22 protein-coding genes, 2 pseudogenes and 1 other annotated feature are annotated in these 26,824 nt (G+C 58.8%); of the genes and pseudogenes, 20 read left to right on the forward strand and 4 right to left on the reverse strand.

The genetic code is table 11. From position 1 onward, the window contains the following. Positions 1–60: 60 nt before the first annotated feature. Entirely contained in the window at positions 61–576 is a 516-nt protein-coding gene (locus AC6IW9_RS10915; protein ID WP_497763795.1) for a gamma-glutamylcyclotransferase family protein, read from the reverse strand. 446 nt (positions 577–1,022) lie between these two features. Here AC6IW9_RS10915 and AC6IW9_RS10920 point away from each other — a divergent pair, with 446 nt between their 5' ends. The 4 genes from AC6IW9_RS10920 (at position 1,023) to AC6IW9_RS10935 (ending at position 7,281) form a co-directional block, all read left to right on the forward strand. Next, entirely contained in the window at positions 1,023–2,567 is a 1,545-nt protein-coding gene (locus AC6IW9_RS10920) for a nitrogenase component 1 (protein ID WP_497763796.1), read from the forward strand. 153 nt (positions 2,568–2,720) lie between these two features. Beyond that, complete coding sequence (locus tag AC6IW9_RS10925; protein WP_497763797.1) at positions 2,721–4,979, forward strand: TonB-dependent receptor; 2,259 nt, start codon at positions 2,721–2,723, stop codon at positions 4,977–4,979. Between the two features lie 146 nt (positions 4,980–5,125). After that, positions 5,126–6,193, forward strand: a complete 1,068-nt coding sequence (locus tag AC6IW9_RS10930; RefSeq protein ID WP_497763798.1) for an ABC transporter substrate-binding protein — start codon at positions 5,126–5,128, stop codon at positions 6,191–6,193. A 17-nt stretch (positions 6,194–6,210) separates the two neighbouring features. After that, entirely contained in the window at positions 6,211–7,281 is a 1,071-nt protein-coding gene (locus AC6IW9_RS10935; RefSeq protein ID WP_497763799.1) for a radical SAM family protein, read from the forward strand. Between the two features lie 165 nt (positions 7,282–7,446). Here the strand turns inward: AC6IW9_RS10935 and AC6IW9_RS10940 are convergent. Both AC6IW9_RS10940 and AC6IW9_RS10945 read right to left on the reverse strand, forming a co-directional pair. Continuing rightward, positions 7,447–8,050, reverse strand: a pseudogene (locus AC6IW9_RS10940) (IS3 family transposase); the annotation flags it as partial. Continuing rightward, positions 7,648–7,764: a sequence feature (AL1L pseudoknot), on the reverse strand. Its footprint overlaps the pseudogene before it by 117 nt. 610 nt (positions 8,051–8,660) lie before the next feature. After that, positions 8,661–8,867, reverse strand: coding sequence for a hypothetical protein (locus tag AC6IW9_RS10945; RefSeq protein ID WP_497763800.1), 207 nt, complete (start codon positions 8,865–8,867; stop codon positions 8,661–8,663). On the opposite strand from AC6IW9_RS10945, the gene AC6IW9_RS10950 reads away from it, so the two are divergent. From AC6IW9_RS10950 to AC6IW9_RS10960, 3 genes are all read left to right on the forward strand, one after another. Beyond that, on the forward strand, positions 8,820–9,200 hold the full coding sequence (locus AC6IW9_RS10950; RefSeq protein WP_497772495.1) for a LysR substrate-binding domain-containing protein: 381 nt from the start codon (positions 8,820–8,822) through the stop codon (positions 9,198–9,200). The two genes, AC6IW9_RS10945 and AC6IW9_RS10950, sit on opposite strands and share 48 nt — an antisense overlap. Continuing rightward, positions 9,197–9,394, forward strand: coding sequence for a hypothetical protein (locus AC6IW9_RS10955; protein ID WP_497763801.1), 198 nt, complete (start codon positions 9,197–9,199; stop codon positions 9,392–9,394). The genes AC6IW9_RS10950 and AC6IW9_RS10955 overlap by 4 nt, the downstream gene beginning before the upstream one ends. Before the next feature lie 990 nt (positions 9,395–10,384). Beyond that, on the forward strand, positions 10,385–10,735 hold the full coding sequence (locus AC6IW9_RS10960) for a helix-turn-helix transcriptional regulator (protein WP_497772496.1): 351 nt from the start codon (positions 10,385–10,387) through the stop codon (positions 10,733–10,735). A gap of 29 nt (positions 10,736–10,764) precedes the next feature. On the opposite strand, the gene AC6IW9_RS10965 is transcribed toward AC6IW9_RS10960, so the two are convergent. Continuing rightward, a complete protein-coding gene (locus AC6IW9_RS10965) occupies positions 10,765–11,382 on the reverse strand; it encodes a hypothetical protein (RefSeq protein WP_497763802.1) in 618 nt (205 codons plus the stop codon). 1,053 nt (positions 11,383–12,435) lie between these two features. Here AC6IW9_RS10965 and AC6IW9_RS10970 point away from each other — a divergent pair. From AC6IW9_RS10970 to AC6IW9_RS11030, 13 genes and pseudogenes are all read left to right on the forward strand, one after another. Further along, positions 12,436–12,939 (forward strand): RNA polymerase sigma factor, encoded by a 504-nt coding sequence (locus AC6IW9_RS10970; RefSeq protein WP_497763803.1) that lies wholly within the window; start codon positions 12,436–12,438, stop codon positions 12,937–12,939. Positions 12,940–13,063: 124 nt separating this feature from the next. Beyond that, positions 13,064–13,225: pseudogene (locus AC6IW9_RS10975) on the forward strand (FecR/PupR family sigma factor regulator); the annotation flags it as partial. A gap of 123 nt (positions 13,226–13,348) precedes the next feature. Further along, positions 13,349–14,023 carry a FecR family protein gene (locus tag AC6IW9_RS10980; protein ID WP_497772497.1) on the forward strand — a complete coding sequence of 225 codons (675 nt, stop codon included), beginning with the start codon at positions 13,349–13,351 and terminating at the stop codon, positions 14,021–14,023. 99 nt (positions 14,024–14,122) lie between these two features. Next, positions 14,123–16,588 carry a TonB-dependent siderophore receptor gene (locus AC6IW9_RS10985; protein ID WP_497763804.1) on the forward strand — a complete coding sequence of 822 codons (2,466 nt, stop codon included), beginning with the start codon at positions 14,123–14,125 and terminating at the stop codon, positions 16,586–16,588. Between the two features lie 47 nt (positions 16,589–16,635). Next, on the forward strand, positions 16,636–17,883 hold the full coding sequence (locus tag AC6IW9_RS10990) for a PepSY-associated TM helix domain-containing protein (protein WP_497763805.1): 1,248 nt from the start codon (positions 16,636–16,638) through the stop codon (positions 17,881–17,883). A 60-nt stretch (positions 17,884–17,943) separates the two neighbouring features. Further along, positions 17,944–19,338 carry an alanine racemase gene (locus tag AC6IW9_RS10995; protein WP_497763806.1) on the forward strand — a complete coding sequence of 465 codons (1,395 nt, stop codon included), beginning with the start codon at positions 17,944–17,946 and terminating at the stop codon, positions 19,336–19,338. A gap of 20 nt (positions 19,339–19,358) precedes the next feature. Further along, complete coding sequence (locus tag AC6IW9_RS11000; RefSeq protein WP_497763807.1) at positions 19,359–20,357, forward strand: hypothetical protein; 999 nt, start codon at positions 19,359–19,361, stop codon at positions 20,355–20,357. After that, a complete protein-coding gene (locus AC6IW9_RS11005) occupies positions 20,351–21,754 on the forward strand; it encodes an MATE family efflux transporter (protein ID WP_497763808.1) in 1,404 nt (467 codons plus the stop codon). The genes AC6IW9_RS11000 and AC6IW9_RS11005 overlap by 7 nt, the downstream gene beginning before the upstream one ends. 17 nt (positions 21,755–21,771) lie before the next feature. Next, the gene (gene hisC / locus AC6IW9_RS11010; RefSeq protein WP_497763809.1) at positions 21,772–22,965 is read left to right on the forward strand and encodes a histidinol-phosphate transaminase; all 1,194 of its coding nucleotides are present in this window, start codon (positions 21,772–21,774) and stop codon (positions 22,963–22,965) included. A gap of 28 nt (positions 22,966–22,993) precedes the next feature. Further along, complete coding sequence (locus AC6IW9_RS11015; protein WP_497772498.1) at positions 22,994–24,103, forward strand: PLP-dependent cysteine synthase family protein; 1,110 nt, start codon at positions 22,994–22,996, stop codon at positions 24,101–24,103. An 80-nt stretch (positions 24,104–24,183) separates the two neighbouring features. Continuing rightward, positions 24,184–24,621: a ParB N-terminal domain-containing protein gene (locus AC6IW9_RS11020; protein WP_497763810.1), complete on the forward strand. Its 438-nt coding sequence runs from the start codon at positions 24,184–24,186 to the stop codon at positions 24,619–24,621. Positions 24,622–24,673: 52 nt separating this feature from the next. Then, on the forward strand, positions 24,674–26,158 hold the full coding sequence (locus AC6IW9_RS11025; protein WP_497763811.1) for a TonB-dependent receptor: 1,485 nt from the start codon (positions 24,674–24,676) through the stop codon (positions 26,156–26,158). Continuing rightward, positions 26,155–26,727, forward strand: a complete 573-nt coding sequence (locus tag AC6IW9_RS11030) for a TonB-dependent receptor domain-containing protein (RefSeq protein ID WP_497772499.1) — start codon at positions 26,155–26,157, stop codon at positions 26,725–26,727. The genes AC6IW9_RS11025 and AC6IW9_RS11030 overlap by 4 nt, the downstream gene beginning before the upstream one ends. The last annotated feature ends 97 nt before the right edge of the window (positions 26,728–26,824 follow it).

Here is a 26,824-nt window from a genome sequence, read left to right on the forward strand (position 1 = left end):
CATGCAACCGTCGTGAGGACGAGGTTCGTACCCATCCGTCGAGCGAATTGGACGATCGGTTCAGCCCGCCGAGCTGACGTTCTCGAGAAATCTCACCCAGGCGTCCGGCAAACCGCGAGCCCGCGCTCCTTCCCGAAGCAGGGACAAATAGCGCGACGAGGGCCGGCCATCCTCGGCATTGCCTCGGGCGACATAGGTCATCGCCGTCACCGCGCCGCCGTCGCCGATTTCCACGGACAGCCAGCTCGGGCGGTATCTTCCGCCCGGCGTCCCTTCGCTCGCGTCCAGGCGAAGCATGTCTTTCCTGGTGATCTTGTAGAGGACGCCCCACACCTCGGAATTCTCGTCGCGTGAAATATTCGCCGGCGCTGCTTTTCCCTTCGGTCTCCCGTCGAGATTGAATCGCAGCCGATAGCCGGCGAGGCGCCCGGCGCGCCATTCCAACGGCCGCATCCCACGACGGACGAGAAAGACATCCGCGTGCATGTTCGAGCCGTAAGCGAAATACCAGACCTCGTCGGACGGATCGCCCGAAAGCTCCAGCTCATGGAGTCGGTAGACCCATTTTGAGATCAACCACGACTTCGACGTCCATCTCCGCCACTGCATTCGCATCATGACTGCTCGAAGTTCGGCAAGATTTCGCGACAAACGGGCGCTCGGCGCGACATCGTCATGCGAGAGCCGTTGCGATGCGTTCGGCCGTGTCGCTGCGATACGGAACATTCTCGCATAATCAGGCGCTTCTTCAAGTTAGTAGCGCGGAACCGAGCTCCATGTGTGTTCTTTGACGATACGGCGGGATGCGGGTCCGTTCGCCGGCAGTGAGCCGGGGACGATGACAATTGCCACGATCCAATAGCTAGAGCGCTTTCCGCTCCGATCGGATCGGAAACCGCTCTAGCGGGCCGAATTGTCTGAAAGATAACAAATTATGTACCTTTACATACAAATGAATTGTCGCTTGACTAAGCCTTTCTCATGTATACCGTTATGTAGCTCTGATAAATGTCGAGGGGCGTATGGCCGATCGCAAGAACAATCCCTTTCTGCAGGCGGACAAGATCCATTGGCGCTCGGGGCGCGCTAAAGGCACGGTCGGGGTGCCTGCGGTTCCAGAAGCTGTCCCACAGCCCATGCCGGCTCCCGATTCGACAACGCCTTACAAGAAGGGCCCGACCGGCCGTAAACCGAAAGACCGCACCCCGCGCCCGAAGCCTTTGAAGCCGATCAGGGCGGATGCCGCCGAGCAGCAGATCGAGCGGCGGTTTCCATCCGCTGGCAAGCTCGTGCGCTTCGACGGGCTGTTCGAATATGTCAGCAATTCTGGTTGGGGGACGAATGCCGATACGGCATCCATCGCGCACGGCCCGGTCGGCTGCGGAGTCTTCACTCAGAGCACGCGAGAAATTCTGCCTGACCGCATCCAGGGAATCGAAAGCTTCTCACAGCTTCATTTCTCGACCGACGTCGACCGCGACGAACTTATGGCCGATGGCGGCGGCGCGAAGCTGGGGCGAGCGCTCGACGAGCTGGCGGAACTCTTTCCCCTCGCGCGCGGCGCCGTCGTCTTGAACGAGGAACCCATCGGACTGGTCGAACACAGCATACAGGCGGTGACACAGGCGAAACGCGACGAGACAGGACAGTTCATTTTTGCTTTGTCCTGCGAAAGCCATCATTCGACGAATCTGGCGCTCGACCTCCAGGAGAAGACCGCCAACAGGCTCGCGGCCGAGCACGTCGGCGCCCTCGGCTCGACGGCCTATGACGTGGCGCTGACCTATATGCGTCCGGTCAACGGGCTCGCCTGGATCGTCAGAAAGCTGCTCTCCGACATCGGCCTCAATGTCGTTCATCAGCTCCTCGAATCGTCGATCTCGGAAATGGCCCTCGTCCAGCGGTGCAAATTGTCGATCGGCTTCGCGTCGGTCCTCGACGTGCCGCTGCGTCACCTCGCGACCGGAGCGGCCCGAAAGCTCGAGAGCTGGTATGGCGTGCCGGTCCAATGGACTTGCTTCGCCGGCCCCTCTTCGACGGAGGCGTCGTTGCGCGCGGTTGCGACGCATTTCGACGACAGCGTGAAGGCGCGAGCCGAGGCCGTCATCGCGCGCGGTCGCGCGCAGACAGAATCCGTCATCGCGAAATACCGGCCACGGCTCGAGGGCAGGCTCGTCATCCATTTTCACGAAATGTCGGACGAGCAGCTCGAGCCCTATCGGCTGCTGGGCCTGCGCATCGGCAATGCCGACGGATGGCCCGGTCCTCTCGGCCGCTGGAGGACGCCACGCCGAATTTGCGATCGCGACCACCCCTCCGAACAGGCGATCGATGCGCTCGTCGCCGAAGCGAAACCCGATCTCGTCCTGCATCGAGAGCGTGACGAATGGGAATGGCTGAAGCGCGGCCAGCAGGTGTTTCGGCGATCGCTCCTCTGCGATCGTGGCCCCCCCAATCATTATTGGGGCTATGACGGCTTTGCGCTGTTCGCGGCGGAGCTCGATCGTCTCGTCAATGCGCCCTGGTGCAGAGTCGTCGAAGCGCCCTGGCGCGAGGGCGGCGGATGAACATCGCCGTCTGACCTTTTCATTGTCGACCGCCGATTTTGTCACGCGTCGCGGCTCGTCCGCGCGCCGAGGGCGCTTTTGCGCGCCGAAAACGACAAGGATCGCCTCGATTTTCGATGGGCGCTTCCGCATGTGATGAAGGACCTGAGACAAATGACCGATCGTTCCGATATCTGGAAAAAGCCGCTCGGCCTGATCGCTCTCCTCGCCGGCGCATCGACTCTCACGCTCGTCGCCTCCTATTCGGTGGCGCGCGCGCAGCAGGCGCGACGCGCTCAGGATGTGACGCCGGTGCCGGACATCAGCGTGACCGACAGTCGCGAACGAGCTTCCAGGGACAAGGCGAAAGCGAAGGAAGGCAGCGAGGCGGCGGGCTACAAGCCCGAAACGGCGACCAATTTCGGGCCGTTCGGGAAAAAGCCGCTTCTCGACGTGCCTTATTCTGTCAACGTCGTGTCATCGCCACTCATGGAAAACATCTTGGCGTCGAGACAAGAAGATGTGTTCAAGATCAGCCCCGTCGTCCAACTTTCTACGCCTGCCGGTATCAACCGGTCAGGAAGCCCGGCAATCATACTACGGGGATTCGGGCCAGCTTATAACGCAGAGGATGGGACGCGTTCTTATGCCAATTATCCGGTCACTCTCCAAGATAAAGAGAGAGTCGAAATATTCACCGGATTGACAGGTTTTCTCTTTGGGCCGACGCAAGTCGGCGGGATTGTCAACTATGTGTACAAGCGGCCCACTCCGACGCCGTTGGCGAGTATCTCGATCGGCGACTATGGTCATCTACAAGGGTTCGTCCACGGAGATTTCGGAGGACCAATCGACAAGGAGGGGCGCTTCGGCTACCGACTGAATGTGGTGGCGCAACATGGCGACACTCCGCTCAAAGATCAGAGCCTAGACAAGCAGCTGGTCACCCTCGCATTGGATTGGCATATTACGCCTGACACGACACTCGGCGTGATTGGAAGCCATCAATATTGGGACCTTCATTCTCTCAATGGTCTATGGCAACAAAATACTGATTCTCGTGGAGCGAGTCAGTTTCATTTTAACTGGGTGCCTAATCCCTCCTCCCTTTATTCACAACCTTATACCTCAATGCCTTATGAGGTGCATAGGATCGGGGCCAGCCTTGATTCGAAGTTAAACGACGTATTATCAGCTCGATTTGCCTACTATTTCACAGACGTTTATCGACCAAGCTACGTAAATTCTTTTAATACGCTGGGAGCAGGAAGTGATGCGGGATTCTATAACCAGGGCGTATTTAGAAATGGCGCGCAGCGTTACCAGACTTCTACGGGTTACGCGTTCCTGGATGCGCATTTCCATACTTGGCTTTTTGACCACAAATTAACAGCCGGCTATTACGGAAGCAGCATCCAGTCATACTCGCAAGCCTACTCAAGTCAGAGATACACCGTAAATAATCTTAATTATCTTACAGGTCCGATATATAGCCAGCAACCAAATCTGCAAAGTAGCTTAAGCTATACGGGATCTTGGTATACATCAAATATAGCTGGTCAAAATAATTTTGTTATAGGAGATGATATACGTATTAACGAACATATTTCAGCATTGGTTGGGGTAAACTATGCGCAGATTATCCAAAAGAACTACAACGCGACGCCGCCTTTCATCCTGAGCGGGGCTTATGATAAAGGAAAGTTCACGCCTAGTCTGTCACTCATTTTCAAGCCGGTTCCATGGCTTTCAACCTACCTCACCCGCAGCGAGTCCCTCGAGCAAGGCCAAATTATACCCTCAACAGGAGCGATCACATATACAAACGGCGGGGAAATTCTTCCTCCTTTTGTGAGCAGAGAATATGAGCTCGGTGCGAAGGCCGATATTGGCGGTATGCTGCTGACGGCAGCGCTGTTTCAAATCGACAAAGCGCTGCAGTACGCAGTCAACAATAACAATGGCACATCGACCTACGTCCAGGACGGCCGTCAAGTTCATAAGGGCGTCGAACTGACGGCTGTGGGCAATATCCGGGAAGGGCTTAGGATTTTTGGAGGCGTGACTCTGATTGATCCAAAAGTGAAGAGCCAGCAGGCAAATCCAGCATTGATTGGTAAAATGCCTTTGTATGTTTCGAGCCGAATGGCGAAGCTCACTGCCGAATATGACCTTCCCTTCGCGCCTGGGCTCACGCTTACCGGCGGTGTCTATTACGTCGGTAAGCAGCCCGGGGATGCCATAAACTCGGTCTTTATTCCCGGCTATGTGACAGAGGACATCGGCCTCCGCTACACGAGCATCCTTCCCTGGACCCAGGAAGCGGTGTTCAGGCTCAACGTCACGAACCTCGCCAACAACGCCTATTGGATCAATCCACTCGGCGTGGGAGCGCCGCGCACAGTCGCGTTCTCGGCGCAGATCAAGTTCTGACGGGATGAGGCGATACATGAGCAAGTGATTCCATTTTCGGCCGGTCGATTTGAATAAGGCCCATGGCGCGCCCCACTCCCCAAGGGAGAAGGGGTGGCCGGCGCCGCGAGAACGATGGGCCGGAATCCGTATCAAACGGAAATCGTATGATGCGCCCATTCAACGCATACCCGTTCATCGCGTTCAGCCTGTTCGTCATGAGCACAGGTTTGTTACCGCCGCGGGTGAAGATCGCAGCGCCGATCCCAGCCTCGATCTTTGACATGAACGGACACGCTGTGGCAGTGCGAGCTCGGCCAAACAACGTCGCCGTTCTCGCGCCGGTGTTGACGCTCTATACTATGGCCGCCGGCGGCGCGCAGACAGTGAGCGCAGTTTCGAAATTCGTTCAGGCGACCGAGACGCGAACGCTTCTCGGGACCATCTTTCCCCGGCTCCAGACCTTGCCGCTTCTCGGCTCGAGTGGCGCGATACCCGACCCCGAGCTCGTGATGCTCTTCGAGCCGGATGTGCTTTTCGCGTGGCGAGGCCAGTCCGAAGCTTTACGCCAAGTCGGATATCCAGGATTGATCGAGCTCGAAGGAGGAGACACGAAACGGCTCTGGGACTTGATCGGCCGGTTCCTTGCTCGCGAGGCTCGGACGACCGCCCTATGGCGGCAGGCAGAGGAACAACAGGAGACGCTGCAGGCGAAGCTGCCCTCCGGCAGGCCGCAGACCGCGCTACCCATGAGTCCGCGCGACGGCGTTACGTCATGGATGGCCCGGCGCGGCTATCCCGTCAACGCTCTGCTCGAAAAGCTCGGCGCCGCCAATCCGGCGCGCGATTTGCTCTTCAACGGACTCGTCGGCCCCGAGCAAATCCTGATCTACGACCCCGATATCATCCTGGTCCCGGGACGCGCTGACACTGACGATCTCGCTTCCATCTATCAGAGCTCGACATGGCGGGCGCTCCGCGCGGTCCGTGAAAAACGCGTTTATTTCATGCCCCGCATCGCGCCGATCAACGTGCCCGTCGAGCATACGCTCCTTCTCACTTGGCTCGCCGAGATATTGTACCCCGAGCTGCCGAACATGACCCGCCAAGCCTATCGAGCGGCCTACAGAGAAGCGTACGACCACAGTCTCAGCGATGCGGAGATCGACGCCGCACTCTACGTCGAAGCCAACGCCGACTCGCTCGGATATGCGCGATTTCACGTAAGCCCCTGACGCCGAGGAGATGAGAGATGAGCCGTTTCGTCGGACCTGTCAGGTCGTTATCTATCGAGGCCAATGCCTTGCCTTGCGCGCACATCTGCCGCTATTGCTCGATCGGCGACCGCGGGGCGTACCTCGATGTTCGTCGCTACCTTGCTTTTACGGAACGGTTCCGGGACTGGGCCAAGGCGGAACGGTCGGACATTCATGTGCAGGGCGGCTTCTGGCCATCCTATAATTTCGACGTCGACACGTTCGAGACGATCCAGCGATGGACTCGGCGTATCCATGACGCCGAATTCAACTGGATATCCCTCGGCGGATTGAAAATGCGCGGCGACGACGAAATGCGCCGTTGGCTGTCGGAGCTTCAGGAGGCTGGACTGATCGGAATCAGCGGCACATTCGTCGGCCACGGCGCCGTGCACGATCGCTGGAACGGGCGACGCGGCGACTTCGATTTCATGATGCGGACGATGCGCACAGGCGTCGGGCTGGGCTTGAAACATACGAATCAGCACATCGTGATAAAGGATAGCCTGCCGCTGCTCGGCGAAGCATTCGACATGTTCGACGCCCTGCCGACGCCGCATTCCGGGCGCTCGACGCGCATTCCCTATCATATCGGCCACAACGTCCACCATGAAGATCAGCGTATCGACGAGAACGATCGCGCGACCCTGCCGGAAACCGTGACGGACCATTTCCCGAAAGGAATGACATTGCGTTCGGAGCGCGAATGGATCGCGGCCATCGGCAATGAACAAGAAGCGTTCAACGGTATTTCTCTTCGTCTCGAACTGGATGCGACAAACATCGATAGGCTCGAAACGACGCCTTTCGCCGAGATCTTCGACGATCTCGAGACATCGGCGCGCGCCATGTTATCCAGAATCCCGAGCGTTCAGGAGTTGGCCGCAACATACGGGGATCCCGAGGGCATGAAGATTTATACGTTTCTGACAGATGTCGATCGTCTCTGGATTCGCCGTTTTCTCAGAGACCACCCAATGAACGTGCCGTGGAAGACATTGCACTATCATCTCGGCGAGTCCTTCAAGCCGCCGAAGCTGTGGGGTCTGGAAGAGGCGGCCGCATGAACGAAAGCCGGAGGGCCCTTTCTTCTGACTGGCGTCTGCAACACTTCGGCGCAGCGGCTGGCCGTGGCTGCGTTGGAGCTAGCTTGCCTTTCATACTATTCACTGTGCTCGTATTGCTGATGTTGTTTTCTCTGACGCTCGGCCGCTACCCCGTTCCGTTCACGGACGTATCAGCCGCTCCACCGTGCAGCGCGCGACATCCTCGCCCTCGCGCCGCAATTGCCGCCACACCTTTCGGGCGCCGTAGACCGAAAAATTCTCCGCGAAAACGCGGCGGATCTTCTCGGTGAGCCCGGCGTCGCGCCGCGCCCGCACTGAGCGCTTCGAGGGATCACGCCGCTGCGCCGCATGCGTCCGATAGCTGGACGGGGCGATCGGCAAGACCTCGCAGATCGGCTCGACCCCGTAGCTGTCGCGGTTCTCGTCGATGAAGGCGATCATGGCTTCGACCGGCGGTCGAGCTCCGCCTGGGCAAAATAGGCCGACGCCTTGCGCAAAATCTCGTTGGCCTGCCGGAGTTCGCGGTTCTCCCGCTCCAGCGCCTTTAAGCGCGCCCCTTCGTCGGTCGTCAGACCGGCGCGCGATCCGGCGTCGCGCTCCCCTTGCCGGACCCACTGCGCAGCGTCTCCCCGGTGCAGCCGAACTTCGAGGCGATCGAGTTCAGCGCCGCCCATTCCGACGGATATTCGCCGCGATGCTCCTGAACCATCCGCACCGCCCGTTCGCGGACCTCAGATGAAAATTTGTTCGTCGTCTTCTTTGCTTCCATGACCCCAGTCTCTCAAGAGTTGGGGCCTCCGGCAAACCCGGGGCGGTTCAGAGAAAAGCGATGCGAGCGATTGTGATGCTCGTCCAAATCCGTCGCATGTCTGCCTTGTCCATCGCCTTATCCTTTAATCTCATGCCATCGTGCGGTGGAGCAACGCAGTCCGGGCGGCCATTTTTGCCGCGAGGGCGTTCACGATCAGCCCGGTGTCTCGGCTTGTGCCGCCGTCTGGCGGCGCTCGGCGGACTTCCTGGGCTTCGGAGCCGCTGCGACCTTCGGCGCTGAGGTCAGGATACGTATATATTCGAATGATATAGATGCCTATTTCAAAAAAAATGCACGAAGCCCACGACTTGGACGCGGGCCGATGCCTCGATCTCCTTTCATGAGACCGCGTTTTGCGGCTCGCTGCGGAAATCTCGCGTTTTCACCTTGATTTCTTTGATGCGCCCGTAGGCACCGTCGACGAGATTGCGCACCTGGAACATTCTCGGCGGCAAGTCGCGCGGGTCAGGATCGGAGCCGCCGTCGTGGACTTGGTCGCCGCGCCCGTGCGGGACTGGGACATTCACGTCGCGGCTGCCGACGCTGGCGAGGTCGGCGGATAGATCCGTCACCTGCCGGGCGACAAGATGGACGACATCGCCCTCGCGCTGAATGCGGCCGTGCGCGGCATCGGCAACACCCAGGCGCGATCGTTGTTAAAGCCCGGCAGGTCGTTGCCGAGGCTTTTGTAGAGCGCGATCAACTCGTCGCTCAGCGCGAATTTGACATCGAGAAGCGCGGCGCGCCCAAGCGCGCCGCTGATCTGGCCGAACACGACGCCATCCTCGGTCCCGGCGGATTTGGCCGAGACGCCTGGATGTTCACGAAGAACACGGCTGTGACGTCCGTCGAAGTGCGTGGGCGCGTGCAAACGCTTTCGGGGCCGGGCGTGATCGCGTCGGCGATCGCAGGACTCGGCGTCGCGCTCAGTTCTGACGTCGCCGCCGAGGCGGCGTTGAAGAGCGGCGCGCTCGTCCGCTTATTGCCCGATCATGCTCTGGCGTCGGTCGACGTACACGCCGTGTTTCCGCAGGGGCCTCGACCATCGGCAAAGGTGAAGGCGGTGGCGGAGTTTTTGGCCACGAGTATCGCTGCGCTCAGGAAGTGAAACGCCTCTTTGCCTTCTCGCTCTACATGGCTGCCACCGAGGAGACAAAGAAGCGTTTCGGCGGTGGTGAGCCAAGAACACAGATTGGCCGGACCTTGCGATTCACGGTCTATCCGACCAATCGCCATATCTCGCTGAAGGTTCGAAGCTTCGCCGACCATCTGGCCGCGAGCGTGGTCTCGCCGAACCCGTGATCGCCTTTGCGGCGCCGGGGCTTTTTTTCTTGCACTCAGCACGATCGATTGAGGATTGTGATGCTCGCCGCGACTGATTGCATGGCAATCAAGGTTCTCTATTTTCTACCTTTCCCGACGGTCCTTTTAGCCTCGACAGCAAGCGGAACGAAGCAAAAGCTTCGCCCACCCAATGATCCTTTATAGGGAACTCCGCGGCTATGGCGGAATAATTGAAATTGCACGGAGGTGTTCGGCACGGCCAGCGTCAGTGACGTTTCGTCGGCCGCGATGATATCGACTTCGAGCGCCTCTCCGGGGCGGTCTATATCAGTAAGAGTTATTCGCCTTTCCACAACAATTGCTCCCAAACAAAATTCTTTGAAATTTGATCGACGCCAACCGTGCTGCCGGCCGGGAAACTTCAGTTCCTATACGCCGGGGACGTCACAATGAGGCGCCGGAGATAGCGAAGTCGGTTAGCTCGCAGCGGGAACGCGAATGCGATCGTTCATCGTGAGGCCTCTCGGTTCGACGGGCAGCGTCTGGCGCGGCCGCAGACTAATTGTCCGCTCGGCGCGTTCCGATGTTCGCCAACGCCTCTCGTATCATTTCGTCGACCGCATATCGGACGGTGCTCTCGAGCGCGTCGAGCCCATCTCTGCCGATCAGATAAAGCGCGTTGTCGACATGCGACTCGAGGATACAGCGGGAAATGACCGGCTGGTCGACGCCTGCGTTTTTCGATCTTTCTCCGATGCTCGCCATCGCGGCGTCACGTAGCGCGCGCCCGAACTGCTCGCGTGTGCTCAACAGAATCGTCGCCAATGAAACCGCGTCACCCAGGTGCTTCTCACGCATGTTCGCGTTTCCGGTCGGTTTGCGATGATGCTCGAACAGCTCTAGCTTTCTGCCGCGCTGTCGCTTCCTTTCCTCGGGCGGGAAGCTGGAATTTGACGAGTATACTCCGTAGATAAATACTCTTCAAGCTGGCTGGCTCTCGTCATGGAAATGCGAGAGACGCTGGCGCGCAACCTGAGGAAATATCGGCTGGCGCAGGGCCTGTCGCAGGAGGAGCTCGGACATCGGGCGGAGCTGGACCGCACCTATATCAGCTCGCTCGAACGCTGCGTTTATGCGGCGACGGTCGACGCCGTCGAGAGTCTCGCCGCCGCTCTCGGCATCCCGGCGCTCGAACTCCTGACGCCTTCGAGCGAAAATGGGGACGCGACCTCGTCATCTTCGGCATCGGCTGAAGGCGCCGGCGCAAAACCGCCGGCCCGGACCGATTCGAAGTCGCCTCGAAAAGGCCGGAGGCCGGCGCAAAGGCGCGCAGCCGTTCGAAAGAAGCCGGGTCCGTAGTCGAGCGACCACGGACCCGAGCGCGAGCGTCACAACGGCGAGATCGCCGCTTCCGCCGACGCCAGCCGGGCGAGGTCCGCCAGGGCCGAGCGCAGTTCGGGCCAAGGAAATTCCGCGTCCTTCGGGCTCGGCTCGCCGAGCTGAATGACGATGGAGAGCTTGGCCGCGACGCCCGGCAGGCTGGCGGCTTTCGTCGTCGGGACCGAAGCCGTGAAACCGCGCTCCTTATCGAGAGCGGCTTCGAGTTCCGCGTCGACGGCGTCGAAGCCGAGCGCCGCCGCCGCGTCATCCCATCGTTTTTGATGTTCCTCGAATGCCGCGATCAGCGTTTCTTTCCGGATTTCCGGCTCGTCCGCCAGCAACTCCTCGATCTCGTCGACAGAATGAGCGATTTTCGGCTCCTCCTCGCCGGAACGCCAGATCGCGACCTCCGGGAAGCCGACCGAATGAACGAGATGCGTCTCGATGCGCTGCCATCGGCGCGTCAGCGCGACGACCTGCATACGATTGGCCTGCCAGCTTCGCCAGAGTTGCAAGGCGGGGTCGGACGAAGCGCTTCCCGTCTTCTTGCGGGACGGCAGGGCGCTCTTCAAAATGGCGCGCCAGCTAACGGCAGGCGGAGTCGTGCTATCTTCAGAATCAGCCATGATCCAGGCTCCACTTCAGCTTGGGTTGTGGTCAGGCCGGGCGGGATGCTCCAACATCCCGTTCGGCCGCTGCTCGTTTCAATTGCAGCAGGAGAAGGATAAGCGGAACAGAACGTTTTGGCAACGCTGTCCGCGAGTCTCGAAGAGACGCCATCGGATCAATTTGGCGAGCGCATCCGTTCCGACCAAAATCCGGACGTTTTCCAAAGTAGCCGACTCGATGGAAAAACAAATAATACGGTTTCCGGCCGATCGCTTCGGGCCGGCAATCCAATCCCTTCGTCCTGAGGCGCTTTTTGCGGAACGCAAAAAGCCTCGAAGGGCGATCCAGCGCGCGGCTTCGACCCTTCGAGACGCCCGCTCCGCGGGCTCCTCAGGGTGAGGGCTGTTGCTTCATCCCGCACTGATCAACCCGAAACCGTATAATTTCAAAGCATCGATCCGGCGTAGGACCATGCCGTTGACGTTTGCTCATCATCGTAATTAAGTGTCGACCATGGTCGAATTCGAGATGCGACGATTGCCTTTCAAGCGCACGATCGCTGCGATCGTCGTCTCATGCGTAATCGCCCTGCAAGGTCTGACCTATGCCGTCTCGCAGTTCGGGACGGACTTTGGTTTTGCGATGCAAACCCACGCTTCGCAATGCTCCGCCGCCGACGGTGGGACCGCCCCTGGCCCATCCGACCACCGTGAATGTCCGCTACCCTGTTGTCACGGCAGCGGGCGCGAAAGCGCTGGAGCATTCTTCGTCGTTTGGCTTGCTGCTTTCTATCTCATCGATCCATCTGCGAACGGCTCGGCGAGTTGTCGTACTGCCCTTTTTGAGAACCAGCAATTACCTGTTGCGAGCGGATGGGAGACGTCATGGTCGTCCCGAGCGCCGCCCGGATTTCGAGCGTTATCGGTCTAACGTTCGCAGCGTTTGGAGTCTTCAGCTCTGAGCCGCGCGAATTTCCGAGCCACTCTCGACATTCCGCGTCCCCGGCTTCTCTCTGTTTCCTGAAAATCGGAGGAGAGCGGATCGATCGAAATCCCCCATGGACTTCGGCTATGTCCGTCCAAGCATCAGATTTGTTGCGTGAATTGATCGTACGTTACGCGCGCGAAACTCTGCGTTTTCTGACGCGGAAGGTGGGCGCGGACGACGCTTCCGATTTGGCCCAGGAGGCGATTTTGCGCGTCCTGCGTCACGCCGAACGTGAAACAGTCGCGGAGCCGCTGGCTCTCCTCCGCACCACGGCTGTCAATCTCGCCCGAGACCACGTGCGCCGGAAACGAACGGAACGCAAATTCGTCGTCGACGACGACGATGCGGTCGGGGAGATCCACGATCCTACTCCATCTCCAGGCGCGAGAATTGAAGCGGAGCAGACAGCGGCTCGCTTCTTCGAAGCGCTCGACGCATTGCCGCCGCGTTGTCGCGAGGTTTTCATGATGCGGCGCTTCGACGATCTGCATCAGGAAGAGATCGCCCGACGACTCGGCATCTCACGAAATATGGTCGAGAAACACCTGCGGACCGCCGTCGCGAAGCTCAAGGAGGCGCTTCGATAGGTCATGCGACCCAGGAGCCGACTCCTGTTTTCGGGCCGTTCCACGTCTTATAATATAGCCGAGGGAGCGGCCCGACCGACCTGAGACCGGATTTTCTGCCTCCGGAATGTGAAACAGGAGAATTATGCCCGAGGACACCGCGCCAGACGATAGAGAGCGGGCGGATCGGATCGCTGCCGCTATTCGTTGGTGGGTTCGGCTCGACGCGGGCGGTTTGTCTCCATCCGAGCTGGCGGCGTTTCGAGCATGGCTCGCGCGCGACCCCGGGAACGAGGCGGCCTGGGAGGAGACGTGTGATTTTTGGGGCGCATGGCAGGCGTTGCCGAAATCTTCGGTGCGCGCTTATGTCGCCTCGAAACGCCGGCCGATGCGGCGCCGTCGTTTGTATTCGGCGGCGATTATCGGAGCCATGACCGCGGCGACCGTGGCCATCTTTGCCGGAGACCTGTGGATTTGGTGGAGCGCAAATGTCCGGACGTGGACAGGCGAGCTCAGAACCGTCGTCCTGCCAGATGGTTCGCGCGCCCATTTGAACGCCGATTCCGCTTTGAAATTCGATTACTCGGGTGACAAGCGGCGACTCGTATTGCTTGCAGGCGAAGCCTGGTTCGAAGCCGAGAAAGACGCGAGCCGACCGTTCGTCGTCGAAGCCGCCGGAGGCGAGATCAAGGCGCTCGGAACGGCGTTCGACGTTTCGATCAACAAAGAGCGCACGGAAGTGACGGTTACGGAGAGCCGTGTGGAGGTGACGGGCGAAGGCGGCAAGGTGGTCGTCGAAGCCGGCCGCCAAACGGCCTATGCGCCCGGATTTCCGGCCTTCGATTCTTACGAAGTGGATGTCGAACGCGTCACATCGTGGCGTCGCGGCAAGCTTATTTTCAAGGACAAGCCTCTCGGAGATGTGCTCGCGACGCTGGGCCGCTTTCATCGCGGCGTGGTGCTCATGGCGAGTCCCGCGATACGCGACCTGCGGGTGACGGGAGTCTTTCGGACCGACCAACCAATGGAAGCGCTTCGCGCCATCGAAGCCCATCTCGGCCTGAGAGCCCTGCATCTGTCGGACTATCTGATCGTGCTGCTGTGATATAATTGCCACAGCAAAATATATTTGCGCTTCCCGACTCCTGTTTTTCGATCCTCCGCGTCTTTCAAGACAGGGCCTCGCGCTCGAGGAGAATGCGGAATGTCGAAAACAGGGAAAGTCGCACTCATAGGAGTCAATCCGGCAAGTGTGACTGCCGTCGGTCTGTTCCTGACGGGCGCTTCCGCGCTAGCAATCGACGTCTCTCCTGCTCGAGCGAACATAGCCCCGCAGGTCTATCAGATACCGGCCGGTTCGGTCGCCGATGCGCTCAATATGCTCGCGGATGAGAGCGGCGCTCAGCTCATCTATCGTGCAGGCGCCACTCGAAATTTGAGAACTCGCGGCGTCGTCGGCAAGCGAACGCTCGACGAGGCGTTGAGGGAGCTCTTGGAAGGCACGGGCCTCACCTACAAAGTCGAACCGAACAGCAATATCGTCTCGATCGTTCTGGCGCAGTCGCGTGACGTATTGAACGACGCCTCTCCTTCTGGAGCGACGCAGCTGCCCGAGATCGAAATCGGCGCCGTTACGCCAAATGACTCTTCGAGAAGGCGGGCCGCGGGGCCGTCACCTTCTGGGGGACAGTCTCGCAGCGACTACCGAGCGCCAGATGATGTCACCGTTTCGAAGTCGGCCTTGCCGCTCTTGGAGACGCCTGCCTCGGCGCAAGTGATCCCATCTGCAATGATCAAGGACACACAAGCGGAGAGCCTTGGCGACATTCTCCGCAATGTCAGCGGCATTCAGAGCGTCTACACCTTGGGTGGGGCATACGAACATTTCGTCGTTCGCGGCTTCGAGCAGAGCTTCACGACCTATCGCAACGGCGTGCAGGTTCCCTTCTTGCGATTTCAGACCGCCAATGTCGATCGCGTCGAAATCCTGAAAGGCCCGTCGGCGGCGGAATATGGGATGTCGGATCCTGGCGGCGTCATCAATATTGTCACCAAAGAGCCATCCGTGACTCGATCCCATTACATCGAACAGCGCATCGGTTCGTATCGTCATTATCGAACAGAGGCCGGAACGACAGGCGCGATCGACGCCGACGGCGCGCTCACCTATCGCATCGACGGCTCTTATCTGACGAGCGGCGGTTTTCGCGAGCTCGCCGATATCAAAAGATATTTCATTGCGCCGGCGTTGCGATGGCAAGCGTCGCCGTCGACGCGGATCAATTTCAATGCCGAAATCGACAATGGCCGCTTGAATTACGATCAGGGCCTGCCGGCTGTGGGCAAGACTCTCGCGGACTTGCCGATCGAGAGGAATCTCAGCCAGGGAGGGCTATATGACTCCCATCGCAATACATTGTTCGACATCAATGTCGAGCATCGTTTCGACGAGCGCTGGAAGGCGGCGGCCGGATTTCTCTGGTTCAGCAACCGAAAAGACTATCATCAGTTCTATACCTTCGCGAACGCGCTGCAGCCCGGAGACGTCTACGCCGATCGGCTGACTTGGTTCGGGCCGGAGCGCTATGACACCAAGACCATCTGGGCCGATGTGGCCGGAGAATTCGATAGCGGCCCGTTGAAACACCATATCCGGGTCGGCGGAGAATATTCGAAGATGAGAGGCCAAGCGGCCGCAACAGAAGAATATATCGACACGATCGACATTTACAATTATCGCCCGTGGCTGTCGTTCGTCGACGCCTCCGGATACAAATTCATTCCGCCCGCTTTCGTCGTACGCCAGAATGATCAATCGCATGGCGCTTTCATTCAAGATCAGGTGACGGTCACCGACAGCCTCAATCTCCTGCTCGCAGTGCGTTATCAGCTCGTGGAGCGCCAGCTGCTCTATTCCTATTGGTCGCCGTTCACTTTCGAGCGGCGCGAGGACAGCAAGTGGAGTCCCCGCTTCGGCGTCTCTTACAAGCTGACGCCTTCGGTCGCCGCTTTCGCGAGTTACTCGGAGTCCTTCGGGCCCGCATTTCTCTACGAGCCGAGCGCTCTCTACAGGCCACAAGAATCACGACAATATGAGATCGGATTAAAAGCGGACCTGTTCGACGGATTGCAAGCCTCGGTAGCTTTGTTCGACCTTGCCAAGCGCAATATTCCGACGCCATCGCCGGACAATCCAGCGGTCGACATCGCCATCGGCGAAGCGAAGAGTCACGGCCTGGAGGTCGACCTGCAGGGACGAATCGTGCAAGGCGTCGACGTCATCGCGAGCTACGCGCTCACCGGCACGAGAATCACGGTCGACAACAATGGTTATGTCGGTAATCAGTTGCCCAATGCGCCACGCCATCAAGGCAGCGTGTGGCTGAAATATTCATTCGACAGCGAAGCGCTGCGAGGCCTCAGCGTCTCCGGTGGCGTTTATGCGGCGAGTCGTCGATATGGCGACGCGGCGAACAGCTTTTCCGATGAGGGCTACGCCAGGGTCGACCTCGCCGCGGCCTATAAGTTCGACATCGCCGGCATGACGACGACCGCGCGCTTGAACATCGAGAATATCACTGACGAAAAATACTACATAATGCGTAATCGCTGGTCGAATATGCCTGCGGCGCCGCGTTCCGTCATGGGATCGCTTCGCATCGAATTCTGATTTCCAGCGTACGGCAACGCGTCGAATTTGAAGCAAGGAGCGGACCGATGCGGCTTCGCAGCGCAATCGCGCTCGTCCACCGCTGGGCGGGTTTGGCCATGACGGCCTTTCTGATCATAGTGGGCCTGACCGGAAGCCTGCTCGCCTTTTACTCTGAGCTCGATCGATTTCTCAATCCGAGTCTCTACCCCGCGCCTCGTCCCGGCGTTGCTCGTCTCCAAATGGCGGAACTTATCGGTCGGGCCGAGGCGATCGCGCCAGACATGGAAGCGACTTCGGTCTATCTACGCGAGCCGGAGCGCGCCGAAATTCGTATGCGGCCGCGAGCCCTCACCACCGCCGAATCTCCGCAAGAGCGCGATTTCGACACGCTGCTGCTCGATCCCTACACCGGCTCCGAGCTCGCCCGCTACGAATGGGGAAACATCAGACAAGGGCGCGTCAATCTGATGCCCTTCATCTACCGGCTTCACTACGAACTCGCGCTCGGCCGTCTTGGAGGTTGGGCGCTCGGCCTGGTGGCTCTGGGATGGACATTGGATTGTTTCATCGGCCTCTATCTGACGTTTCCGGCCTCCATGTGGGGAGGCGGCGTTCGCCGCGCGCTCTCGGCTATACGCGATTGGTCACAGTCCTGGCGCGTCAAATGGCGCGGCGGCGCCTATCGCATAACATTCGACATTCACCGAGCCGGAGGATTGTGGCTCTGGAGTGTTCTGCTGATCTTCGCATGGTCGGGCGTCTATATGAATTTCGGAGACACCGTATACTTCCAGGCGACATGTCGTCTGTTCGATTATCATCCTGCATGGGAGGCTCTCCAAAACAGAGCTTCTTCGGATGGACGTCTATCATGGAGCGGGGCGGAGGCAGTGCTGCGCCGCCTTGCTGCCGAGCAGTCGCGTAGCTTCGACGCCAAGGCGTTCGAGCCGACGTCGATGCGCTATTCGAGCGACCGCAACGTCTATAGCCTCGAGTTTCGCTCGTCTCGTGACATCCAGGATCGGCGCGGCGTGACCGAAGTGATTGCCGATGGCGCGACAGGAGAACTGGTCGCTTTCTCTCTCCCGACCGGTCTGTATGCAGGAAACACGATCACGAGCTGGCTCTATGCGCTGCACATGGCCAATGTGTTCGGGCTGCCGTACCGGCTCTTTGTCTGCGCGCTGGGAATCGCGGTGACTGCTCTCACACTGTCGGGTCTGGTCATCTGGCTCAGAAAACGACGCGCTCGACTCGAGCGTCGATTGCGAGAGACGATTTCCTTCGCCGTCGAAAAACAAACGCATGCCTGAGTTTCGCGACGGAAGTCTTGCTGTTCTGAGCGCCGGTTTGACGCGGAAGGAGCTAGGACGATGAACATTTCTGTTCTCGACGATGTTTCGGCCGAGGAATGTCGTTTCCATCCTCGACTGCCGGCCATCACCCATAGATTTGCACGCTCGCTCCTGGATCATCACACGACGCTCATGAAAGAGCTCGTCGATGGCCTCGGTTCGCCGCTGCACTTCGTATTCCCGCAGATCTTCGCAGAAAACATATCCGAGCTCAAAGGCGTGGCGACCCAATTTGGAGTAGATACGACGATCCTCTTCGCCAAGAAAGCAAATAAAGCCGCCTGCTTCGCGGAACAATGCATGGACGCTGGAATCGGGATCGATGTCGCAAGCCTCGGCGAGCTCGAAAAAGCTCTTGCAGCCGGAATTCCAGGACATCTGATCGGTGTGTCTGGCCCAGCCAAAACGCGCAAGCTTCTCTATGTCGCATCATGCCACGGATGCACGATCGCGATCGACAGTCTCGGAGAACTCGACCATGCGGTCGCGGTAGCGCGCGAATGCGGCCGGCAAATTCATATCGTTCTGAGATGCCAGACCGACAATCAGCGCGAAAGCCGTTTTGGCCTTTCCATCCCCGAAATCGACGTCGCGTTCACCACCTGCTCGAGCGAAACGGACCACGTGCGTCTGTTGGGGCTGTCCTTTCATCTCTCGGGCTATTGCATCGACGCGCGAGCCAGAACGGCGGGCGCACTGATCGATCTATGCGATCGGGCGAGGGCCATGGGACTGAGGGAATGTCGTAGCGTCGACATCGGTGGAGGGCTCCCAGTCCGCTATATCGAACCCGAAGTCTGGGACGCATTCCAGTATCTCGACTCACCACGAAACTATCATGCGTCGAAAACCTTCGGTGAATTTTACCCCTATGGCGGCGCCAGGGCTAAAGCCCAGGCGTTCGCCGATATCCTCGGATTTTGCCTCGATGGCGCGATCGCTCTGGGAGAAAAATTCAGACGACGTGAGATGAAGCTCGTGGTCGAGCCCGGGAGAGCCCTGCTCGATCAAGCCGGAATGACGGCCTTCCGCGTGCAAGGCGTGAAGGACAGGACTGAAACCAGTGGGTATGCGGTCGTCACTGTCGAGGGCTCCAGCTTCAATTTGTCGGAGCAATGGTTCAACAGCGAATATCTGCCCGACCCCATATTGATCTCCTCACATCCGCGGCCGCGGAGAGAATTTGCGGCCTGCATCGGCGGCGCGACTTGTCTCGAGTCCGATATGCTGGCGTGGCGAAAGATCAGGTTCGATCGAGAGATCGGCGTCGGCGACCTCATCGTTTATCTCAATACGGCGGGATATCAGATGGACTCCAACGAATCGCCTTTTCACGAAGCAAAACTGCCTCACAAGGTCGCGCTCGAATTCGAGCATGAGCGCATTCGATGGCGGCTAGACGGTATCGCTTGAACGATGATTGGAGCGCGAAAATGAGCGACGGCATTCGACAAATCACAGACGGGGCCTTGCCGATTCTCTCTCGAGCGACGCTTGGGCGACTGGAAATCGACTATTGCGAGGTGATCCGGGTCGTCGAGAACGCCTTCATCGCATTGCGAACCGGCGACTCGGAAAATCCATTGAAGACGATCGTGCAGCCACGGGACAAGCGGTCGCTCGGATATTCGATGGTCGGCTGCGACGGCGCGAGCAAGACGATCGGCTTCAAAGTCGTATACGAATTCGATCCTGAGCGGACCAAAAACGCCTATCGCTTCCATTCTTTCATTTTCTTGTGTGACGATCTGACCGGCATGCCTATCGCGATGCTGGACGTGGTCGAGCTCGGTCCACTCAGAACTTCGGCGACATCGGCTCTCATGGCAAGAGCGGCGCAGCCAAGCGCGGCGAACGCACTCGTCGTCGGCTCCGGCGTTCAGGGGCAAATCGCCTTGCCGATGCTTGTCGCGGCGATCCCGGGGCTGAACCGGCTGCAGATCTTCGGAACCCATCAAGCCGGCCTGCATGCCGCGCGCGAAAGCGTCGAGAAACACTATCCTGGGCGAACGGTCGAATTCGTCTCCGATTTGAAGGAAGCGGCCAGGGATGCGGACATCGTCATCGGCGCCGCTGGACTTTCATCGAAGCAATTTGTTCGGCTCGAATGGATGAAGCCCGGCGCGGTCGCAGTCCTGCTCGGATATGGAGTCCATGCAGACGTATTCCATGGTGCCGACTTTCGCATCGTGACCGACACATCGCAGATGCTCGTGACCTGTAACGACCTCGCCGGTCCGAATGGCGAGATCCCGACCGTCGATGCCGAACTGCCGGACATTCTGCTCGGAGAGGCGAAGGCGCGGCGCTCCGATCGGGATGTCGTTTTTGCCTACAACAGCGGGATGGTGGTCACAGATGTGGCGCTGGGGCGGTATCTCGCTGACCGCGCGCTTGCGCAAAATCTCGGAGAGCGGGTGAAGCTATGGTGATATCAGGCACGGGCGCTTCGTCGTCGTGGAAGAACGAGGCTGTGCAGATCATTCTGCTGTCCTGGCCGTTGATCCTCACGAACTTCGCATATGTCGCGCTGACGACGATCGATATCGTCGTGCTCGGAACGCTCGGAGCGAAGGATGTTGCCGCGGGAGGCCTCGCGATCGCTCTGTTCAATCAGTTCCGAACGACTGGGACTGGCCTCATCACCGGCGTGAGCAATCTGGTCGCGGAAGCGAACTCCCGCGGAGACGAAGAAGCGGTCCGTGATTTGTTCAGGGCCGGCCTGTTCTGGGCGACCGCGGCCGGGCTCGCGTTCGCTCTCGTTTTTCTTCTGCTCGATTGGCCGCTCACATGGCTCGGTCAGGACCCCGTCGTCGTGGCGCAAGCTATGGACTATCTGCGCATAGGGGCTCTGGGGTTGCTTCCGTGTCTGTGGTTTCAGACCCTGAGGCACTTCACGGTCGGCCTAAAGCGGCCAGGGCCTCTTCTCATGATCACGATCGCTTCGATCGGTCTCACACTGGGGCTCAACTACGGTTTCGTCTATGGGCGTTTCGGCTTCCCCGCGCTCGGGTTTGTCGGCGTCGCGGTGACGACGACGATCGTGTTCTATCTGTCGCTTCTGATGTTCGTGGGCGTTATCGGCGCGGATCAAAAATTATCGACCTATATGAGGATGAGATGGTCGTTGCCGAGCGCCGGGGCGATTGCTTCCGTTTGGCGGATGGGATTGCCGATCGCGGGAACATACGCTTCGGAAGCCGGCTTTTTCAGCGTGGTGACATTGCTGATCGGTTCAATGGGCGTGCAGGCGCTCGCTGCTCAAACGGTCATCAACCAGATCGTCTACATCGTCTTCATGATTTCCGCCGGAATATCGCATTCGGCGTCGGTTCACATAAGCGAGGCATGCGGCGTCACGGAGTTCTCCCGAGCGAGACGACTCGGCTACCTCGGTCTGGGCATCGGAGGGCTGGCGATGTGTCTCATCGGCCTGGTCTTTATGATGGTCCCGGAACGCATCGCCTCGATCTTCATTTCCGCGGATCTGGCGCAGGACGGAAACACTGTGGCGCTGATCATAGCGGGGCTCACCATAGCCGCGGTGCTGCAGATTTTCGATGCGGGCCAGAATATCGGCGGCGGCATATTGCGCGGAGCGGGAGATACTGCCGGCCCCTTTCAAATTTCGCTGATCGGCTATTGGCTCGTAGGCCTGCCCAGCGCCTATGCGCTCGGCGTGTCGGCCGGCTACGGAATTTACGGCGTGTGGATTGGTCTGACCATTGGACTTGCCGCCACAACGTTGCTCCTGGTGATCTTGTTCGAAAAGCGCGTCGCCGAGTTGACGAATCGGACCTGTTGTAACGCGAATATTCAAGCGTCGTGAACGAGAGGAAATCCGTGATGCGGTATACCCTTGTTTCTGAATTGTGCAAATCTCTCGTGCGCCCCGAGGTCACGGCGCTCCCCCCTTACGATCCGGGCGCCGATCCGACAGTGGTGAAGGCCGAGTCCGGAGTATCGAAAGTCACGAAACTATCGAACAACGAGAATCCTTTGGGAATCTCCCCGCTAGCGATGGCTGCGCTCGCCCAGGAGATTTTCGATTGCGGAAAATATCCGGACCCGGCGGCGAATTCTCTGCGGAAGGCTTTGGCCGCTCGCCTCGATGTCCCCAAGGATCGCATCATCATCGGAAATGGTTCCGAAAATATCTTGGAGTTGCTCTGCCAGGCCTTTCTCAGCCCCGGCGATCGCGTCGTCACGCAGCCGCCCTGTTTCGGCTTGCATGAAATTTTTCCGATGATGATGGGCGCGTATGTCGACAAAGTTCGGCCTAGGCACGACTTTTCGTTCGACGCGTCAGCGTGGGAACGCGCGCTCTCGTCGCCGACGAAGATGATCATGCTCTGTAATCCGTCGAACCCGCTCGGTGTTGCGCTCACGAAGGACGAGTTCCGTTTCGTCATAAACTCCGCCTCGAGAGACGTCGTTTTGGTGATCGACGAAGCCTATTTCGAATTCGCCAAAGGCTCTCTTTCTTTTCCCGATTCTCTGGAAGAGCTGCGAGCACAATCGAGAGTTTGGATCGTTCTCAGGACCTTCTCGAAGGCATATGGACTGGCGGGGTTGCGCGTCGGCTATGGAGCCGCCTCTCATTCGAGCGTCGTCGATGCGCTCGACCGCGTGCGCACGCCGTACAACGTCAATCATCTCGCGCAACGGGCGGCGATCGCAGCGCTCGAAGATGAGCAACATTTACGGCAGACCATCGATCTCATCGACGTGGAGCGACGCTATCTGACCTGTCGTCTACGGGAGGAAGAGTTCGTCGTGGCGCCATCGCTCGCGAATTTTTTGTTCGTCGACACCGGGCGACCGTCTGACCTCGTCACGAAAGAGCTCCAGAAAGACGGTGTCATTGTGAAGGGTTGGAAGGAAGCCGGCTTCGAGTCTTTTGTGCGTGTCACGATCGGCGAACGTGGAGACAATGACACATTCGTGGACGCGCTCGCTAGAGCTACGGCGCGTATCCCGCCGCTTTCGCGGGACCATGACAGAACCGTGGCCGCAGGATTCGTCGAGGAAAAGATTTGATCAATTCGATATGAACCGAGATGTCGTCATGTTGTCGTACCATCACGATGGACTTATAAAGTCATCCATATCTGAACTCGTCGGAAGATCACCGCTCTTCGAAATGCCGTTGAAGGGTTCGGGAGCGCGTCTCCTGCTGAAGCTCGAACAGTTCAATCCGACGGGTTCGGCGAAGATCCGCATGGCGCGTCGAATGATCGACGAAGCGGAAGCGTCAGGAAAGCTTCGCCCCGGCGGTCGGATCGTAGAGTCGACGTCCGGGAACACTGGGATGGGATTGGCGCTCATCGCCGCGGAGCGCGGCTACCAGTTCACGGCGGTCGTGGATCGTCACGCGAGCGTCGACAAATTGCGCGCGATGCAAGCATTCGGCGCGGAGCTCGTTTATGTGGGTGACGACACCGGTGGACTGGCGACTGCGGATCGCGATGCGATGGCGGAGCGGATCTCGATCGAGACCGGCGCCTATTGGACGCAGCAACATAATAATCCGGCCAACGCCAACGGCTATCGGGAGCTCGCCGACGAACTCTTTGCGAATTTGGGGCCCAATCTTACACACCTTTTCGGAGCTGTGGGAACGGGGGGCTCTCTGTGCGGAACGGCCCGTGCGCTGAAGACGCGGATTCCAGAACTCGTGGTCGTCGGCGTGGAGCCCGAGGGATCCGTCATTTTCGGCGGCGTCGGAGCGCCGTACCACCAATCGGGCACCGGGACACCGGCAGGAGCAGAAATCGGCGCGGTCATCGACTACAGCGTGATCGACGAAGGAGAAAAAGTCTCCGACGCGCAAGCCTTCGGAACGGCGCGATATCTTGCTCGCCATCATGCGGTTCTCGTGGGGGGATCGGCAGGTGGCGTGATCTATCGCGCCTTGCGACGGGCGAGGGAGCTTCTCGAGGGTAAGCTGATCGTCGCGATAGTGTGCGACGGCGGAGAGAAGTATTTGAATACGGTGTTCGACGACAGTTGGATTCGATCCCACGCGCTGGATGAGCCGAGGGTCTGCGAGGAGCTGACGGACATGCTGCTGCCTCCGCGAACGCGACGAACGCACGTCTTCCAATTCGATAGCGCGAGCGACGGACATCATTCGCTCGAGACAGCTGTGCTTGGATTGGGCGAATTGGATCCGTAGGCGCCGCGTTATCGCGCAGATCTTCAACGTCGAGGTCGAAGGGCATCGTCGATTTTCTTGGCTTCTGCAGGACGCGCGAGATGAATGAGTTCATGCCTGTTTTCATAAATCCAGCGCGGCTTCTTCCGCACGAGGAGACCGTCGACGACAATGTCGTCGAGCTCGGGAAGTCGATCGCGCAGGAAGGCGTTTGGACGACGCTCTTGTACGTCGATCGAGACAGCCTAGTGGTGATGGATGGGCATCATCGGCGAGCCGTCGCATTGACGATGGCTCTGACGGTCGTGCCGTGCCTCATGCTGTCTTATGACATGGTTTCTGTCATCAGCATGAGAGAGGGTCATAGCGCCGTTCCAGAAGATATCATCGCGCGGGCTCGCCAGGGACGGCTATTTCCTCCCAAGACGACGAAACACCGCTTATTCCGTCCGGCGCCGGCCGTCTCATTGCCGTTGTCGTCGTTGAGGTCACGGGATCTCGCGTTTCTGGGAGCTTTGCCGATGCTCGCGCGGATCTGACCCCAATCGGCTATCGACGTCGCGCATTCGATGAGCAGGGCGAGTATCTTACATGAGTTCCGACGAGCTGCGATCTCGGGTCATCCGCAAAATAGCGATCATAATCACACAAACGATGATCGTCGGAAACGCGATGGCGGAGCAGGATTCTGGCGATCGCGGGACGGCAGATCGGAGGGAGCAGCTGCGCGATTCGCCTGGAAACGATAAATCTGTCAAAGCGCGAGATCTCGGCAAGGACACGGTGGGAGTGTTTATCAACGGGCCGTCATCGGACTCCGGTTACTCCCCAAATTTCGTCATGAGAGGCTTTCCGAACGGACTGGCGTTGTTCGACGGCGTGGCGCATGGGTTCACCTCTCAGGAGGTGGATCTTTCGACGGTTGACCATGTGGAGTTCTACAAAGGACCGAGCTCGATGTTGTATGGAAAGGCCGTCGGCGGGTATGGAGGTACGGCCAATTATATCATCAAGGCTCCCGCGGAAGAGGACTTCACGGCGGCAAATATATCGGTCGGATCATTTGGGCTGCGGCGTCTGACCTTGGACAGCAATACGCCGCTCGACAATGAGAAAAAGCTGTTGCTTCGGGTGACAGGCTCGATGCAGTCGACGGATAGTTTCGTTGATTTCGTTCGGTCGCGCGGATTCGACATTGCGCCGAAGTTGGCGTTTACCGATGAGAGGGGCGATCGATGGAGCTTGCGTGCAGAGCACAACGCTTCGAGGCTCGTCTATCGTGACGGCGTCCCCGCGGATCCGCTTTTTTTCCACGTTCCGCGCGAGTTTTATGGCGGCGTGCCGGCCAATGAAAATGAGACTCCATTCTACGATGATATTGCAGCGTCTTTCGAACACTCGTTCAACGAACATTGGCGCGGTCGTATGAATTTAGACTACTATCTTCGATCGACGCGCTACGGTTGGTTCCTCGGGTGGGGCTATGATGGCTCGCGGTCCCTCACGTTGGGACAACCGGCGCGGACTCATTATTCCATACGTAGCTTCGCCGCGCAGGTTGGCCTGGATGGCGACTTTTGGACAGGCTCCTGGCGACATTCAGTGTTTGTCGGCGCAGAGCACTGGGACTATTTTTATGCCTACGATCACAAGATCGGCCGGGAGGCGCTAGCTGCGATCGATATTTTTCGCCCGATCTATCCTGTCGCCGTGAACTATGACGGAGCGTACTGGGCCAATGGCGTCGCGCGTGCGTGGAGTCAATCTGTGTTCGGGCAGGACATGATCGATTTCGATGATCATTGGCGATTGATGGTCGGCGGCCGTTATGATCTTCTGAGCCAGCGAGAACGAATGTTCGATCCTTTCGGCGTTCTGGCGGGCGAGCCGGCGATTGGATTGAGCAAGGGAAGAAAAGGGTATTTTTCGCCCAGAGGCGGGATTCTCTATCGTCCCTGGAACAGCACGCATTTATTCGCTGCGTTCGGACAGTCTCTCATTCCGAATACGGGCGTTCGCCTGCGGGGGGTGACGCGCCCGCTCCGCAACGAGATACACAATACGAGTTCGGACTGAAACAGGAGTTTCCAGATCATAAGCTCATATTCGGAATTGGCCTATTCGATGTCACCCGCGACCATGTCGCGATCGTCGATCCGTCTAACCCGTCGGGATTTTACTCGATCGTCACGGGGCAGCAGCACAGTCACGGGGTGGAATTGAATGCCAGCGCCGAATTGATTCCGAATTTACGCATCGAAGGGGTGGCGACCTTCGTCCACGCGATGGTATCGAAGGACTCGAATTCGCGGTCCCAGCTGGGGAGTGATCTTTTGGGCGCGCCGCGACGCGTGTATAGCGTTTCTGCGAACTACGACTTCGATTTTGGTCCGTTTGCCGGCCTCGCGATCGGAGCCAGCTATTATTACGCAAGCCGTGCTCAGGCGACTCTTCCGAACACATATGGATTTACCGTGGCGTCGCAGCAGATGCTCGGAGTGTCGCTGAGCTATCGCGTCAATGATAAGATGAAGCTCGAAGTCAATGCGTCCAATCTGACGGATCGGGCGAACTTTACGTCGAATGGCGCGCTGTTCAGGGGCGAGCCGCGATCGATCTCATTGGGTCTACAATTTAGGTACTGAAGGTTTCCAGATTCGAGGTTCGGCTTCGCTTCTCGAGGGGCGCCCCGATCGGATTGATCGCGTGTGGTGCATTACTTAGGAAGGAGAATGAGTTGGA

This window comes from Methylosinus sp. shoA (assembly GCF_059718125.1).

Coding starts and splice junctions, on each gene's coding strand:
- AC6IW9_RS10960 (WP_497772496.1), top strand. CDS start 10,385: ATGCGAGAGACGCTGGCGCGCAACCTGAGGAAATATCGGCTGGCGCAG.
- AC6IW9_RS11000 (WP_497763807.1), top strand. CDS start 19,359: ATGAGCGACGGCATTCGACAAATCACAGACGGGGCCTTGCCGATTCTC.
- AC6IW9_RS10995 (WP_497763806.1), top strand. CDS start 17,944: ATGAACATTTCTGTTCTCGACGATGTTTCGGCCGAGGAATGTCGTTTC.
- hisC (WP_497763809.1), top strand. CDS start 21,772: ATGCGGTATACCCTTGTTTCTGAATTGTGCAAATCTCTCGTGCGCCCC.
- AC6IW9_RS11005 (WP_497763808.1), top strand. CDS start 20,351: ATGGTGATATCAGGCACGGGCGCTTCGTCGTCGTGGAAGAACGAGGCT.
- AC6IW9_RS10920 (WP_497763796.1), top strand. CDS start 1,023: ATGGCCGATCGCAAGAACAATCCCTTTCTGCAGGCGGACAAGATCCAT.
- AC6IW9_RS11020 (WP_497763810.1), top strand. CDS start 24,184: ATGAATGAGTTCATGCCTGTTTTCATAAATCCAGCGCGGCTTCTTCCG.
- AC6IW9_RS10980 (WP_497772497.1), top strand. CDS start 13,349: ATGACCGCGGCGACCGTGGCCATCTTTGCCGGAGACCTGTGGATTTGG.
- AC6IW9_RS11015 (WP_497772498.1), top strand. CDS start 22,994: ATGTTGTCGTACCATCACGATGGACTTATAAAGTCATCCATATCTGAA.
- AC6IW9_RS10985 (WP_497763804.1), top strand. CDS start 14,123: ATGTCGAAAACAGGGAAAGTCGCACTCATAGGAGTCAATCCGGCAAGT.
- AC6IW9_RS10925 (WP_497763797.1), top strand. CDS start 2,721: ATGACCGATCGTTCCGATATCTGGAAAAAGCCGCTCGGCCTGATCGCT.
- AC6IW9_RS10965 (WP_497763802.1), bottom strand. CDS start 11,382: ATGGCTGATTCTGAAGATAGCACGACTCCGCCTGCCGTTAGCTGGCGC.
- AC6IW9_RS11025 (WP_497763811.1), top strand. CDS start 24,674: ATGAGTTCCGACGAGCTGCGATCTCGGGTCATCCGCAAAATAGCGATC.
- AC6IW9_RS10970 (WP_497763803.1), top strand. CDS start 12,436: ATGTCCGTCCAAGCATCAGATTTGTTGCGTGAATTGATCGTACGTTAC.
- AC6IW9_RS10990 (WP_497763805.1), top strand. CDS start 16,636: ATGCGGCTTCGCAGCGCAATCGCGCTCGTCCACCGCTGGGCGGGTTTG.
- AC6IW9_RS10935 (WP_497763799.1), top strand. CDS start 6,211: ATGAGCCGTTTCGTCGGACCTGTCAGGTCGTTATCTATCGAGGCCAAT.
- AC6IW9_RS10930 (WP_497763798.1), top strand. CDS start 5,126: ATGATGCGCCCATTCAACGCATACCCGTTCATCGCGTTCAGCCTGTTC.